Below are 15,462 nucleotides of genomic sequence, written 5' to 3' on the forward strand. Positions count from 1 at the left end.
GAAAAGCCTACGGGTTTCGAACCCTCAAATGCCTGCAAATCGCCCTATATCACGAACTTGGCAAGTTGCCGGAACCTGATTATCTCCACAGATTCTGCTGACGAGCCAGATTTATAAGTTTTATAAGTTATGGCCAAAGAAAATAAAGTATCTCAATCCTTCGCCCCTTGCACGGCCTCTGGCAATGGGGCGCAGTCGAGTGCCATGAGGCCGTCCTGAAGTTACTCCTCGCCTAGTTGGACCAGCTGTTTTCGCCCCTGATCGGTCAGTCGATACTTCTGCAACCGGCTGTTCGGTTTTTCCGGGATGGTCATTTCGACCAGGTCGAGGGCCAGCAAGCGCCTGACCTGTTTGTGTAACTCGCCGGAAACTGTTTTGTGACCGAGTTCTCTGGCAAGTTCCGCCTTGCCGGCTGGTTCTTTTTCCAGTAAAAGAACGACTTTTGCCGCTAGCCGTGACTCTAGCCGTGACTCTAGCCGTGACTCTAGCCGTGACTCTAGCCGTGACTGGGGTTCGGTCTGGGTTGCGGTCTGGGTTGCGGTCTGGGAAGAGTCCTGGACCGGAATCGCTTCTGCCAATGGGAAGACGAAACGCACCCGCAGACCCAGTTCCCGGATCACGGGTTCCGGAAAGCCTTGCGCCGCAACCTGGCTGTAGATGCGTGGTACCCCACTGCCCCATTGTTCGATCAGGTTCAGTTCCCGGAACACGCGGGCGATGATCGGGTTGCGGATTTTCGAGACCCCCTGTTTCATGTCTTCAATCGTGATTCCCGGAGGCAGGATGCCCGGGTTCTCGATCTCAATGCGGTCGTCGAAGAAGGCTACGCGGACAGGGGTGCCGCGCTGGGACCAGTCGGCATGGGCCAGGGCGTTGATCACCGCTTCGCGCAGAGCCTCCAGCGGAATGCTCCAGATGTCCCGTCGCCGGGTACCGGAAAAGTCCGCGCCGCGCATGGCGTGTTTCTTCAGAAACAGCATGATGCTGTCCACGGTCTGGGGCAGTGGTTCCTCGATCTCGATATGGTCGAAGATCCTTGCTTTGTCTGTGCCGATGAAACGGCCGCACTGGACCCAGCAATCGGGGAAATGAAAGGTTCGGTTGCGGCCAAAGAGCAACATGCCGCCCCGGGATGGAATGGTTCTTCCCTGGTCCTGAACCAGAATTTTCAGAGTGCGCAGGGTCTGTTCGTTCAACTCGCAAACCCCGGCAAAGGCGCGACGAGCGGCTTCAAGGTCGAGGTCGTCAATGGTGCTCTCCGGCATGGGCATCTCGTCGAAGGAGATGCCCTCGACAGTGCGCCGCAGTTCGGCGATCAGTTCCCGGTCCGCCTGGCGGTTGGTGGAGCCGAGCCGCACGTAAACGCCGTTTTCCGCGCCTTCGGCACGGAGATGGTGGGGACGGGTGCTGCTCAGAAACACCTCGGCCACCAGCAGGGTTCTTCCCTCCACCGTTACCATCTCGATGTTCGGCACCAGCCGGGGAGCGATGCCGTCGGCGATCAGGTTGGCCAGTCGCTCTTCCTCGTCAAGGGGGTTTTCGACGCCGACCACCGACCGATCGTCGGCAATGCCGATCAGCAAACGGCCGCCGGCGGTATTGGCAAAGGCCACCAGGGTTTTCAGCAGGTTTTTGGGGGAGGATAGATCCCGCTTGAACTCCAGGGTCTTGCTTTCTTCGCGTTTGAGCAGATCGACGATCATCGTTTTTGTCTCTTGAAGATGGCGTGGATCTTTTGGCGGGAAGCGAAAACCGGCAAAGATGCTGTCAGGTGGTTGTCCGGAATGGTCATGATCCTCCCCTCCAAGATCACAAAAAGACAGGCAAACTCAATGTCGGACAGGGTAGCATTTTTCTTCCGGTTCCCCAAAAGAAAACAGTCTCACGTTCTTGTTGGGGGAGGCTTCGGTAGCGTGCTTAGAAGGTTTCTGCGGTTGAGAAACCTCCTTGATCGGGGTTACGTATTGTTGGAACGCAATCGGGTGTTGTTGGGGGCCCCACTTCAGATCGGTAGGGTCACGATCTCGTCATCGGTCGGGGAGTGGGGGCGGGTCGTTTGCGGTGGGGAAGAGCTGGTCGCGGTTTCAAGCGCCCGGTGAAGGCGGGTCGGCAGGATGACGGAGGCGTTTCTGCCCCGTCGGAACCTGCCGCCCGCAGGCCTTGTTTCAGCCGACCAGGATCTCGTATTGTTCGAGATGAAAATTCGGCCGTGAGTGGATGGCGATCTGTTTCTGGAAGCGTCGTTCGATCTCCTCGATGCCCTCGTGTTCCTCGTCGCTGAGCAGGTCGGCGATGTCGGGGTGGCACAGCAGGGTGACCCGGTAGCCGGGCAGCTGCCTGATCTCGCGCTGCAGTTCCCGGAAGATTTCATAGGCGGTGGTGATGCGGCTCTTGATGTAGCCCTTGCCTTCGCAGTAGGGACAGGGTTCGCAGAGGGTGCGGCCGATGCTTTCGCGCACCCGCTTGCGGGTCATCTCGACCAGCCCCAGTTCGGAGATCTTGAGGATGTTGGTCTTGGCCTTGTCCTGCCTGAGGACCTCTTCGAGGGCGGCATGGACCTTTTCCCGGTGTGCCTCGCGCTCCATGTCGATGAAATCGATGATCACCAGGCCGCCGAGATTGCGCAGCCGCAGCTGGAAGGCGATCTCCCGGACCGCTTCGAGGTTGGTCTTGAGGATCGTGTCTTCGAGGTTGTGCTTGCCGACGAAGCGCCCGGTGTTGACGTCGATGGCGATCAGCGCCTCGGTCTGTTCGATGATGATGTAGCCACCGCTTTTCAACCAGACCTTGCGCCCCAGGGCGCGGCTGATCTCGACTTCGAGACCGAAGGCGTCGAAAATCGGCTCGTTCCCCTCGTAGAAATCGATGGCGTAGCGCAGGTTGGGCATGAAGGTCGCCAGGAAACGGACGATCTTGTCATGCTCTTCGCGGTTGTCGACGACGATGCGGTTGACGTCCTCGGTGAGGGTGTCGCGCAGCACCTTGCTGGTCAGATCGAGATCGGAATGGATCAGGCAGGGGGCGCCATGATGTTCGCGCCGCTTGTCGATATCCTCCCACAGGCCGACCAGGAATTCCATGTCGGAGCGCAGCTCCTCGCTGCTCTTGCCCTCGGCGGCGGTGCGGACGATGAAACCGGTGCCGGCGGGACGGATCTCCTCGACCAGGCCGCGCAGCCGGTCCTTTTCCTCCTCGTCCTCGATCCGCCGCGAGATGCCGATATGGTCGACGGTCGGCATGTAGACCAGGTGGCGGCCGGGCAGGGAGATGTGGGAGGTGATGCGGGCGCCCTTGGTGCCGATCGGTTCCTTGGCGACCTGCACCAGCAGCTCCTGCCCTTCCTGCAGCAGGTCCTCGATCGGCGGCAGCGGCGGCTGCTCGTCCTCGTGTCCATCCTCCGGTTCGGCGTGCTGGCTGCGCCCCTCGACAAACTGTTCCACCGCTTCCATCTCGGCCAGCACATCGGCGACATAGAGAAAGGCGGCCTTTTCCAGGCCGATGTCGACAAAGGCCGCCTGCATGCCCGGCAGCACGCGGATCACCTTGCCCTTGTAGATGTTGCCCACGATGCCCCGTTCACGCCGCCGTTCGATGTAGAGTTCGGCGATGTGGCCGCTTTCCAGCAGTGCCACCCGGGTTTCGTGGGAGGTCATGTTGATGACCAGTTCCTTGGTCATGGTTCCTCCCTGTTCTGATAAACGGTATATGTGTGAAAGTTCAGTTCGAAAAGCAGTCCAGCCCGTCGCGCATCCGCACCTCGACCTTGCGGATCTCCAGGTCGCGGGCCGCTTCCGGGGGCAGTCCCAGCAGATGGGCGGCAACCGGTAGCGGGCTGCCCTTGCGCAGGGTGATCCACAGGGTCTGTTCACGCAGGGCGAGTTCAATGACCGGCGGCCGCAGATCAACTTCGATGGTGCCGCCTTTTTTCTGCCGCCGGCCGATAACCTCTTCGGCGGCCAGGAAGTCGGCGCAGCGTCCGGCCAGGTCCGCCGGCGCGTCTGCCGGCAGCTCGACCCGGTAACGACTGCTCTCAATGCTAGCAGATGGACTTGGAGTTTTCCAGGCGACGGCGGCCGCGGCGAGGATTTCGAAGCCGGGCGGCAGCTGGCGGTTGAGATCGACGATGATCCGTTCGGCCGGCAGCGGCCGGAACAGCTCCAGGTCGATGATTTCCGCGTCGGAACAGAAGCCGGTCGGCAGGGCGTCGGGCAGGGAGATCTTCGGCGTCGGATGAAAGCCTTCCGAGTAGCGGATCGGCAGTTGCGCGCGCCGCACGGCGCGATGAAAGGCGGTCATGAACTCGAGATGACTGACGAACCGCGCGCGGCCCTCCTTGCGCAGTCGCAGGCGGATCTTGAAACGGCCGTCGGCGACCGGGGACGGCGCGGCGGGGAGTCGCGGCGGGGTCAGCTCATCCCGCTCGCTGAGTCGTACCCGCAGGCTGTCGAAGTCGCACAGGCCGCAGCCGTGGCAGTCGCCGTGGCGGCAGTCGGCGGTGTAGTCGCCCTGGATGCTGCGGCGGCGTTCGGCAAGAAAGAAGCTTTTCGGGATGCCGCAGTCGATGTGATCCCAGGGGAGAATCTCCTCCTCGTCCCGTTGCCGCAGGTACCAGTGCGGGTCGATGCCGGTCGCGGCGAAGGCCTGCTGCCAGCGGGAGAAATCGAAATGCTCGCCCCAGCCGTCGAAGCGGCAGCTGGCTTCGACGGCGGCTTCGAGCAGCCGGCCGAGCCGCCGGTCGCCGCGGGCGAAGACCCCTTCCAGCAGCGACATCCGCGCCTCGTGGTACTTGAGACGCAGCTTGCGTTTTTTCAGCCCCTCCCGCAGTTGGTTCTGGCGGGCGAGGGTTTCCTCGACGCCGATCTGTGCCTCCCACTGGAAGGGGGTGTGCGGCTTGGGGACGAAGGTCGAGACCGAGACGTTGGCGTCGGCGCCGCCCTCGGTGCCGCGACCGGTTCGTTTGACCCGCGCCGCCAGTTCGATGATGCCCCGGCGGTCCTCGTCGGTCTCGGTCGGCAGGCCGATCATGAAGTAGAGCTTGATGACCCGCCAGCCGAGAGCGTAGGCGGCTTCGGTGGCGGCCAGCAGGTCGGCTTCGCTGATTCCCTTGTTGATCACTTCGCGCAGCCGCTCGCTGCCGGCCTCCGGGGCCAGGGTGAAGCCGGTCTTGCGGACCTTTTTGATCTCTTCCATCATCTCCGCGGAGAGGGAGCCGACCCGCAGGCTCGGCAGCGAGATCGCCACCTGGCCGGCTTCGTGGCAGCCCATCAGGCCCTTCAGCAGCGGTTCCAGGCGGGAGTAGTCACCGGTCGAGAGGGAGAGCAGCGAGACTTCGCTGTAGCCGGAATGCCGCAGCGATTCATCGACGATGTCGGCGATCCGCTGCGGCGACCGTTCGCGCACCGGGCGGTAGATGTAGCCGGCCTGGCAGAAGCGGCAGCCGCGGGTGCAGCCGCGCGCCACCTCGACGGCCACCCGGTTGTGAACGGTGTTCATGAAGGGGACGATCGGCGCGGTCGGGTAGGGGGCGTTTTCAAGGTCGGTCAGGAACCGGCGCCGTACCCGCTGCGGGGCGCCCGGCGCGGCGGTCAGCGCCGCGATGCGGCCGTCCTCATGGTAGCTGACCCGGTAGAGGGAGGGGACGTAGACGCCGTCGATGTCGGCCAGCCGCAGCAGCAGCGTCTCCCGGCTCCAGCCTTCGTTCCGGCCCTGTCGCACCCGTTCGCAGACTTCGACCACCGCCTCTTCGCCGTCGCCGATGACGGCGAAATCGTAAAAGTCGGCCAACGGTTCGGGATTGAAGGCGCAGGGACCGCCGACCATGATCAGCGGGTGGCTTGCGTCGCGCTGCTCGCGGCGGCGCGGGATGCCGGCCAGATCGAGCATGTTGAGCAGGTTGCTGTAGCTCAGTTCGTACTGCAGGGTAAAGCCGATCAGGTCGAAATCGCTCAGCGGGCGCTGGCTTTCCAGCGCCCGCAACGGCTCGCCGGCGGCGCGCAGCTCCGCTTCGAGGTCGGGCCAGGGGGCGTAGACCCTTTCGGCCGCGATCCAGTCGAGATCGTTGAGCAGGCTGTAGAGGATGGCGAAACCGATGTGGCTCATGCCGATCTCGTAGACATCGGGAAAGGCCAGGGCCAGGCTGATATCGACTGTCCGCGGATCCTTGGGGCGGCTGCCGAGTTCGGCGCCGAGGTAGCGGGAGGATTTCTGCACGCGGTTGAGAATTTTATCGTTCATTTTGGTTTCAGTTCACCGATATGCAACCAGCAATTCATTGTCTTGTGGCGAGTTACTATTCTGAGCCGTAATCGAAAATAATGCCAGTTATGGGCAAAGCTCGACAAAATAACAGATGATGAGAGTGTTGGCCAGCGGCAAAAAAACGACAGGCTCTGGTTTTCGTGAAGGCTCTATGTTAATTTCCCGGCATGGAAAAACTCTTCAAGGGAATCATGAAATTCCGTCGGGATGAATTTGTCTCCCATCGCGAACTCTTCTGTACCCTCGGCCGGGAACAGAACCCCCACACCCTCTTCATCGGCTGTTCCGACTCGCGGGTGGTGCCGAACCTGATCACCCGCACCCGTCCCGGTGAACTGTTCATGGTGCGCAACGTGGCCAACATCGTGCCGCCCTACCGTCGGACCGAAGAGTTCGTCGCCACCACCTCGGCGATCGAGTATGCGGTCAAGGTTCTTGAGGTCGAATCGATCGTCGTCTGCGGGCATTCCAACTGCGGCGGCTGTGCCGCCCTGCACAAGAGCGAGGAGGAACTGGCCGATCTGCCGCATGTCAGAAAATGGCTGGAAGTCTCCAGGGAGGTTCCCGCCCGGGTGGCACGCCTGGCGGTGGAAAAGACCCCGGCCGAGCGGGAATGGCTGACCGAGCGGGTCAATGTGCTGGTGCAGATGAAAAACCTGCTGAGCTATCCTTTCATCGCCGAGCGGGTGCGGCAGGGAACACTGGAGATTCTCGGCTGGCACTATATCATCGAAACCGGTGAAATCTACAATTTCAACGATCAGGTCGGCGTTTTCGAACTGATCGATCAGGCTGAATCCGACTGACAGGCTGATGAAAAACGCCCAGCTGCTGCGTTGCCCTTCCCCCGCGTCAACGACGTACCTTCCGGTACGCCTTGTTCCGCGGGGTTGCGGACGCCTTGCCGCTGGACATTTTTGCTCAGCCTGAGGAGCCTGACTTTTTCAACACCCTGAGTCTTACGCCGTTGGGGGATCAGCCCGCCGCGGCGGCCTGGGCCAAACGCCGGATGCCGCCCAGGTCGAGTTTTCCGGTGCCGAGCAGCGGCAGCTCGGTGACCTGGAACCAGGCGTCCCTTCCGGGCCGCCAGAGATTGGGCAGGTCGCTGCCCTCCAGCCGTTCCTGCAGCTCGTCCAGTTCCCCGGCCTCCCCGGTTAGAGCACCACCAGTCGTTCACCCCGGCGTTCGTCGGGGATCGCGGTGACCGCGATGGCCTGGGTCGCTCCCGCCCGATCCTGCTGCAGCACCTCCTCGATGACGATGTGGGGCACCATTTCGCCGCCGATCTTGGAAAAGCGGGCCAGCCGGCCGGTGATGTGCAGAAAACCTTTTTTGTCCAGAAAGCCGATGTCGCCGGTGTTGTACCAGCCGTCCCGGACCGCTTCGGCGGTCTTGTCGGGACGGTTCAGGTAGCCCTGCATGACGTTGGCGCCCTTGACCAGGATCAGCCCTTCGTCGCCGGTCGGTTTCTGTTCTTCGCTTTCGGGGTCGATGACGCGGACGGCGATGCCGGGCAGCGGTTTGCCGACCGCGCCCGGTTGCGCCCCCTGCTGCCTGACGCCGTCGATCTCCACGTCGGGGACGCTGATCGCCGCTACCGGCGCCAGTTCGGTGGCACCGTAACCCTCCAGGGGCCGGATACCGAATTTTTCTTCGAACTTGTCCGCCAGCGCCGGTTTCAGTTTCTCCGCTCCGGCGATCACCAGTCGGAGGCTGGCGAAATCTTCCTTTTTCGCCCGCCGCAGGTAGGCCAGCAGGAAGGTCGGGGTGGCCAGCAGCAGCGTCGACCTGTTGTCACGGACCAGTTCGGCGATCTTGCCGCCGTCGAGAGGGTTGGGGTGGTAGCTGGCGGAGAATCCCGAGATCAGCGGCAGCCAGAGAGTGCCGGTGAGACCGAGGGAATGAAAGAAGGGCAGTGCCGCGCAGACGTTGTCGCTGCTGTCGGTGCGGATCAGCATCTGCAGCGAGGCGATGTTGGCCTGGATGTTCCGGTGACTGAGCATGATCCCCTTCGGCTCCCCGGTGCTGCCGGAGGAGAAGAGGACCGTGGCCGTCTCCCCGCCGTCGAGGGCCCCCAGTCGCGTCCACAGGCAGAGCGGCAGCAGCCGGGCCTGCAGCCAGGCGGCCAGTTTGCGGCCGGTCGGGATGGCCGGCAGCAGCTCTTCAAGCCGCTTGATGTCCGAACGGCCCTGAAACGGTTCGAATCGTTCGAGAAACGCTTCCGCGGAGATGATGGTGCGCAGGCCGCATTGCCGGCAGGCCGAGTCAAAGGCTTCCGCCGAGGCGGTGTAATTGAGGTTGACGGGAATTTTGCCGACCAGGGTCAGGGCCAGGTTGACCAGCGCTCCACCCACCGACGGGGGCAGCAGCACGCCGACCATCCGTTCCCCCCAGCACTCCTGTTCCAGTTGCCTGCCGAGCGCCAGGGCGGCGGCCAATGCCTGCCCGTAGCGCAGTCTTTTTCCCGCGGTATCGGATATCGCCGGGGCCCGCCAGTTGCGCCTGGCAACGAGGGCGAACTGTCGGCCGAGGGACGGACTCTGCTGCTGCCGGTCCCGGTGCCAGTCGCTCGACATCTCCATCACCGCCTGCCGGACTTGCCCGGCATCGCTGCTGTCGGGCAGCGGGGCGCCGAAGAGGATGTCGACCGGATAGGGGATGCGCGGCAGTCCGGCCAGCAGTTTGCCGCGGGAATAGCTGAAGATGCTGCCCCAGAGGCCGCCGAGGTAGACCGGGATCACCGGGTGGCCGCTGCCCCTGACGATCGATTCGAAGCCGCTCTTGAACTCGCCGAGGTTGGCGTTGCGGGTGATCTGCCCCTCGGCGAAGATGCAGACCAGGTAGCCGTCGTCGAGGGCCTGCCGTGCTTCGCGCAGGGAGGCGACCAGGTCCTTGCGCCGGTCGCGGCTGGAGATCGGAATCACGCCCATCAGGCGGAACAGCCGACGGATCACGGGTCGGTTGTAGATGCCGCGTTCCATCAGGAAGCGGATGCGGCGCTGTTCGCAGGCGACCAGCAGCAGGGCGTCGATCCAGGAGACGTGGTTGGCGACCAGCAGCGCGCCGCCGCGGGTTGGAACATGGTCCCGGCCTTCAACCCGGATGCGGTAGGCGAAGCGCATCACCACCAGGGTGACGAAGCGCAGGAAAAAGTCGGGCAGGGTGCGGAACGCCCACAGGGTCAGGCCGATGGAAGCCAGGCCGAGGGCGGCGAAGCATTCCCGGCTGGAGAGACCCAGGATCTCGTCCAGACCGAGCAACAGCAGGGAGGCGAGCAGGACCCCGAACCAGCCGAGCATGCCGGCCGCGGCGAGGATTTCGCCACGCCGTTCAGTCGGGGTGCGCTGCTGGATGAAAGCGTTGAGGGGGACGATGATCAGGCCCGAGGAGACGCCGAGCAGCAGCACGATGACCATCACCAGCGGCAGTCGGCCCGGCGTCAGGGCCAGCAGCCAGGTGGCGATGGTCAGGCCGAGGGTTCCGAGCGGGACGATGCCGAATTCGATGTTGCGGCCGGAGAGCCTGCCGGCGGTCAGCGACCCGAGGCCGATGCCGAGGGCGGCGACCAGGAACAGGGCGCCGCTCTGCTGCTGGTTCAGCCCCAGGGTTTCGATGCCGTAGGGAATCAGGTTGAGCTGGAAAAAGGCGCCGAGCAGCATGAACCAGGCGCTGCCGAGCACCGCCAGCAGCAGGAACCCGTCTTCACGGGCGAAGCGCAGCGCCTTGACCAGGTCGGGAATCACCAGCAGAGAACCTTGGCGGCGGGTGCCGGTCGCCGGGGTCGGTGGAATCCGGTAGCTGGCGAGCAACCCGGCAACGGCTGCCAGCACGCAGACCAGGGCCGCGAGACCGTAGCGGTTGCCGGTCAGGGTCGGCAGCAGTGGTGCCAGCGCGGTTCCGCCGATGATCGCCAGGTAGGTCAGAGCTTCCAGGCTGCCGTTGGCGGAGGAGAGCTGTTCCTCCGCGACCAGTTCCGGGACGATGCCGTATTTCGCCGGGCTGAACAGGGTGGACTGCAGCGCCATCAGCAGCAGGCAGCCGTAGAGTCCGGGGACGCTGGCGGCGGCAAAGGCGGCCACCCCGAGCAGCATGATCGCCAGTTCGAGCAACTTGGTGTAGCGGATCAGGCGGGTCTTGCTGAAGCGGTCGACCAGCCGTCCGGCCGCGGCCGAAAAGAGCAGGAACGGCAGCACGAAGACCAGTCCGGCGATGGCGGCGACCCGGCCGGCCGCCTCGAATCCCTGCAGGTCGATGATCAGGAAGACCAGCAGCAGTTTGAACAGGTTGTCGTTCAGGGCGCCGAGAAATTGGGTGATGTTCAACCAGCGGAAGCCATGGGAGCATTGATTCATGACGGTTTGTCCTGTCGGTCGGTGGTCAGGTTCAGAAGACGGGCCGGGCGGGTGAAGACCGCGTCCGGAAAGCCGAGGGCCTGTTTGAGCAGCAGGTCGCGATCCCAGTCATTTTTCACCCTCTGCAGAAACCACAGTTGCCGCCAGGAAAGGTTCCAGCAGAAGTTCCAGCCTGAAACCAGCCGGAAAGGGCCGATCCCGCAGCTGATCAGGGGAAAGTCACTGCCGTAGAGCAGCTTGTGGGAGATGGCGCCGGTACGGGCCACGCGCCCGGGGTAGATCATCTTGTTCAACTGGGTGAGGCCGGAGATGTCGCTGTAGAGGTTGTCATACTGCTGCAGCAGCGGCAGCAATCGGTCGATATAGGCTTCACCTTCGTGGCTGCCGGTGGTGGCGACATGGGCGGCGATGACCGTGACCCCGGCCTTAAGGGGCTTGATCAGCAGCCGCGGGTCGCCGAGTCGGTCATGAGAGCTGGAGAAGGAGCGTTCCGCCCCGGTGTGGACCAGCAGCGGCAGGTCCAGTTCGACAAGTTTACGGTAAAAGGGCTCGATGCCGGGGGCGGAGGGATCGATCTGCTGCACCGCCGGCAGCCACTTGATCAGCACCGCGCCATCCCTGTCGGCCTGTATCAGCTGCTCTTCCCAGTCCTCCCGGTAGGGATTGACGCTGGCGCCGTAGTGGAGGTTGTCGAACTGGCGGCAGCCGTCACGGACGAAGTCATTGGGGATGTAGACCTCGGTTCGTTCCGGTTGTGGGCGCCCCGTCTCCCGATCGTAGACCTTATCGAGGGCGAGCAGCACCGCGCCGTCGACCAGCCGCGAGCGGTCAAGGCGTTCGGCGATCCGTTCAAAGATCAGGGCATCTCCGTTGGCGCGCAGTTCCTTTTCACTGGTCCCGAAGGCCTTGAGATAGATGTTGTAACGCCAGTTGTCGAGCAGTTCGGAGGTGATGAAGCAGTCGCTGTCCGCTCCGAGTCCGGCAACGTGGACGTGCATGTCGATGATGGGCTCTTGCGGCCGGTCGGTCCGACAGCGGCCCGGGTGCAGCAGGATGGTCAGGATCAGGATGCCCAGCGCGATGAAGGCGATCATGACCATGGTGGCAGCTCCTGTCTGTCGGTGAAGATGAAAATGATTTCAGTTTAGGGGCTGTCCGGCCCTCTGGCAAGTTTTCCTTCCGTCACTCAACTGCCGCAGCAGGAAGCCGAGGATACCGCCGAGGAAGCCGCCGGCGTGGGTGCTGACGATCGGGTGGCCGACGCTGCCGAGGTGCCAGTCGGCAAAGATCACCTGTCCCTGTCCCAGTTCCCAGCCGGTCTTGATCAACAGTCCGGCCAGCAGCAGCCATCCCAGTCTGCCGGCCGCCGGGTCCCGTTCTGTGGACTGGATCAGTTCCAGGGCGCTGACCGCCGCCAGCCCGTGAGCGATGCCGGAAAGGCCGCAGAGCCCGGTGCGGGACAGTTCCGGGGCCAGCAGCAGCGGGACGGCCAGGCTGCCGGCGGCGGCCAGCAGGACGTAGCCGCTGCGGCGGAAGAAAGATTCCTCCCGCAGCCCGCTCAGCAGCAACAGGAAGGCGCTGCCGTCGAGCAGCAGGTGGTAGCGGCTGACGTGGACCAGCGGCCAGCTCAGCAACCGCCACCATTGACCGGCGGCGACCGCGGCGGGATCGAACATCAGTTGCGTGGTCGGCCGGTTGGCGAGCAGGCCGAGATTGCAGAGGCAGAGCAGCAGCAGCCAGCCGCCCAGTTCGAGGTGACGCAGTCCGTTGTCGTGAAGTTCGGGTTGTGTGGTGGCGGTGATCGGCAGGGTGGTCATGATGGCCTCCTTTGTGCCCCGTGCGGCGGCGGGGTCGCCGCCGCCGCATGGTTGCGAATGATGCGGGTCTATTTCAGCTGGTTTCTGCGCCGCCGCAGCCAGGCCAGCAGGGCCACGCCGAGCGGGCCGACCGGGCCGGAGCCGAGGCCGAGACCCGGCGCGCTGCGGCCGCCGAAAGCGCCCTTGCCCTGGTTGTCGACCCGGTAGCTCTTTGCCGGCCGGGTCGTTTTCAGTTGTTGCGCCCGGCGTTCACGCTGGACGCGGTCGGCGTTGCGTTTCTCGATGCCGTGGCTTTCCAGGACATCGTCGGTGACCACCAGCATCGAGGTGTAATCGGTCACCAGGGAGGAGTTCAGGCCGAGATCGACAACTTTGGAGCGCAGCGCATCGGTCTCTCCCTGTTCACGAATCTGCTGCATGGTCTGTTCGATCTTTTCCAGCGCCCGGAGCCGTTCCAGTTCCGGATTGTCGGTATCCACCTTCGGCAGTATCGCCGTCGTTCGCCAGGATTGCTCCCGGCCGGAAATTTTGGCTTTCAGGGTGATGCCGATCTCACCGGGAGTGCTGTAGCGGCCGAAGAGGATCAGCTGCTGTCCGGCGTAGAGATTGCCGAGGGTCTGCGGCGCGTCCAGCTGCACCTGTCCACCGCGGATTTCCAGCTTGACGTCGCGCAGGCACTGGTGAAGAACCTTGGCCTTGGCCTGCAGCAGTCGTCCGGTGATGTCGTCGCTGTCGGAGATGTTCATGGCGAAGCCGCCCGAGTCTCCGGCCAGCCGGTCGAGCAGGGGCTGGTTGGCACTGTTGCCGATGACGAAGGTGAAGAGCCGGACGTCATATTTTTTCAACAGCCTGAGAAAGGCCCGGTGTTCGGTTTCGCCGACATTGGCGACACCGTCGGTGACCAGGATGGTGGCACTGGTGCGATCGGCGTCGAGGTTCCGGTAGCCGGCCTTGAGCCCGGCAAAGAGGTTGGTGCCGCCGCCGGCCTGGATGGTTTTGACCCGCTTGATCCAGTCCTGCACCCGTCCGGGGTCGGCCGGGACAAAACCGCCGGTCAGGTCACGCGCCCTGGTGTTGAAGGTGATCAGGCGGAAGCGGTCGTTGCTCCGCAGCTGGCCGAGCACCCGGCTGACGCCGTCGGCCAGGGTGGCGATCTTGTGGCCGCCCATGCTGCCGGCGGGGCGGTCGATGGTGACCTCGTAGTCATTGCCGTTGCCCTGCTCGCCGGTGCCGGCGGCCTGGTTGATGACCGCTTCGTTCTGCAGCCCCGGCAAACGGACATCCTTGACCGGGAAGGCCGATTTGAGCTGCAGGTGAAAGCGGAAGGAGCCGCTGACCCGGTCGTCGACCGACCAGAACTGCAGCTGCTCCTCGTCGACATTTCCTTCCGCCAGCGGGTAGAGATAGCGGCCGACGTTGAGGTCGATCTCAAGCGGCTGGTAGTAGACCATGCGGATGCGGACCTCGCCGCCCGGCGGGATGTTGCCGACCCGGGTTTCGAAGGTCTTGAAGTCGTTTTTTTCGCTCAGCGCGGCCTGTTTGCCGGCCGCCTTTTCCGCCTCGTAGAGCTGCCGGGCCTTCTCCTTTTCCACCACCTCGCCGATCCGTTCCTGTTCGGCGACCCACATCGACAACTCGGACAGGCTGGCCTGTTTCGGCAGCGGGAAGGTGTAGAGGGCTTCGAGCGGGGCGTCGGCGGGGTTGCTGAAGGTCTGGTCGATCTCGGTGCGGGCGAAGCCGTTGTTGATCACCACCTCGACCTGGTGGGAGGTGATGGCGAGGGGGCTGCCGCCGTTGAGCGGTTTGAGCAGCCCGGCCGCCAGGCCGGGAGCGGCGAAGGCGAGGGTGAGCAGCAGGCCGACAACGAGGCGTGTCAGCAGCAGACAGAACGGATTGGGGTGATGACAGCGCATGATCTTCTCCTGGGTTCGGGTTGTGGTCAATCCCTATCGCAGGAGCCGTGCCATACTTGCAGAATACTTATAACGTGCCGAAATACCGTGCATGGTCGAGTTGCGGCGTCGCCTCTGGCACAATGTCTTTACCGCCGATATCGGTCGCTTCGAATCCTTCCTCTGGGACCGGATGGAGGATTTCTCCACCCTGCTGCTGGGAGAGACCGGTTGCGGCAAGGGAGCGGCCGCGGCCGCCATCGGACGCTCCGGGCATATCCCCTTTGACGAGCGGCGGGGCTGTTTCAAGGAGAGCTTCACCCGGACCTTTTTCGGTATCAACCTCTCCCAGTATCCGGCAACCCTGATCGAGTCGGAGTTGTTCGGCCATCGTCGCGGCGCCTTCACCGGGGCGGTCGACCAGTACCAGGGGGTCTTTTCCCGCTGTTCGCCGCACGGCGCCATTTTTCTCGATGAGATCGGCGATGTGGAGATCCCGGTCCAGATCAAGCTGCTGCAGGTCCTGCAGCAGCGCGAATTCTGCCCGGTCGGATCACACCAGCGCCAGCGGTTTTCCGGGCGGGTGATCGCCGCCACCAACCGGCCGCTGGAGGAGTTGCGCGACAGCGGTGCGTTCCGTGATGATTTTTATTATCGGCTCTGTTCCGATGTCATTCAGGTGCCGTCTCTGCGGCAGCGGTTGAGCGAGGACGGGCGGGAATTGCAACTGCTGCTCGGCGTGGTGGTGCGGCGCAGTGTCGGGGAGGACGCGCCGGAACTGGTCGCCTGGTTGGGTGCGGAACTGCGACGGCAACTGCCGCGTGATTATGCCTGGCCCGGCAATGTGCGTGAGCTGGAACAGGCGGTGCGGCGGCTGCTGCTTAACGGCAGTTACGCCGGCGAGGCGGTCCGCCCGGCGGCCGCGGAGCAGTTCGGCAGGATGGTCGAGCAGGGGCGGATGCCGGTTTCCGAACTGCTGGCCGGCTATTGCGGACTGCTCTACCGGCGGCACGGCACTTACGAAGAGGTCTCCCGCATCACCGGCCTTGACCGGCGCACGGTGAAGAAGTATGTGCTGGCTGATCGGGAGGGGAAGGATTCGGCAGGGGGGGTGAAATGTCAGGTTCCCCAGGCTGAGCAAAA

Annotated in this window: 8 protein-coding genes and 1 pseudogene; 2 read left to right on the forward strand and 7 right to left on the reverse strand. The window is 63.7% G+C overall.

Annotation, left to right across the window (positions count from 1 at the left end; all coding sequences use genetic code 11):
* Window positions 1-221 precede the first annotated feature (221 nt).
* The 3 genes from C2E25_RS14845 to C2E25_RS14860 form a co-directional block, all read right to left on the reverse strand.
* On the reverse strand, window positions 222-1,703 hold the full coding sequence (locus tag C2E25_RS14845) for a helix-turn-helix domain-containing protein (RefSeq protein ID WP_103116509.1): 1,482 nt from the start codon (window positions 1,701-1,703) through the stop codon (window positions 222-224).
* A gap of 462 nt (window positions 1,704-2,165) precedes the next feature.
* Window positions 2,166-3,677: an Rne/Rng family ribonuclease gene (locus C2E25_RS14855; RefSeq protein WP_103116511.1), complete on the reverse strand. Its 1,512-nt coding sequence runs from the start codon at window positions 3,675-3,677 to the stop codon at window positions 2,166-2,168.
* A gap of 40 nt (window positions 3,678-3,717) precedes the next feature.
* On the reverse strand, window positions 3,718-6,234 hold the full coding sequence (locus C2E25_RS14860; RefSeq protein ID WP_103116512.1) for a TIGR03960 family B12-binding radical SAM protein: 2,517 nt from the start codon (window positions 6,232-6,234) through the stop codon (window positions 3,718-3,720).
* A 191-nt stretch (window positions 6,235-6,425) separates the two neighbouring features.
* Here C2E25_RS14860 and C2E25_RS14865 point away from each other — a divergent pair, with 191 nt between their 5' ends.
* A complete protein-coding gene (locus C2E25_RS14865; protein WP_103116513.1) occupies window positions 6,426-7,064 on the forward strand; it encodes a carbonic anhydrase in 639 nt (212 codons plus the stop codon).
* Between the two features lie 348 nt (window positions 7,065-7,412).
* Here the strand turns inward: C2E25_RS14865 and C2E25_RS14870 are convergent, their stop codons facing one another.
* The 4 genes from C2E25_RS14870 to C2E25_RS14885 form a co-directional block, all read right to left on the reverse strand.
* Window positions 7,413-10,610, reverse strand: a complete 3,198-nt coding sequence (locus tag C2E25_RS14870; protein ID WP_332882186.1) for an acyl-[ACP]--phospholipid O-acyltransferase — start codon at window positions 10,608-10,610, stop codon at window positions 7,413-7,415.
* The gene (locus C2E25_RS14875; protein WP_103116514.1) at window positions 10,607-11,710 is read right to left on the reverse strand and encodes an amidohydrolase family protein; all 1,104 of its coding nucleotides are present in this window, start codon (window positions 11,708-11,710) and stop codon (window positions 10,607-10,609) included. The genes C2E25_RS14870 and C2E25_RS14875 overlap by 4 nt, the downstream gene beginning before the upstream one ends.
* Window positions 11,711-11,749: 39 nt before the next feature.
* On the reverse strand, window positions 11,750-12,427 hold the full coding sequence (gene rrtA, locus C2E25_RS14880; protein ID WP_103116515.1) for a rhombosortase: 678 nt from the start codon (window positions 12,425-12,427) through the stop codon (window positions 11,750-11,752).
* Between the two features lie 68 nt (window positions 12,428-12,495).
* On the reverse strand, window positions 12,496-14,340 hold the full coding sequence (locus C2E25_RS14885) for a VIT domain-containing protein (protein ID WP_103116516.1): 1,845 nt from the start codon (window positions 14,338-14,340) through the stop codon (window positions 12,496-12,498).
* 85 nt (window positions 14,341-14,425) lie between these two features.
* Between C2E25_RS14885 and C2E25_RS14890 the strand changes: the two are divergent.
* Window positions 14,426-15,403: pseudogene (locus C2E25_RS14890) on the forward strand (sigma-54-dependent transcriptional regulator); the annotation flags it as partial.
* Between the last annotated feature and the right edge of the window lie 59 nt (window positions 15,404-15,462).

Origin of the sequence: Geothermobacter hydrogeniphilus, assembly GCF_002898515.1 — a bacterium.
In the GTDB taxonomy this organism is placed as follows: Bacteria; Desulfobacterota; Desulfuromonadia; order Desulfuromonadales; family Geothermobacteraceae; genus Geothermobacter_A.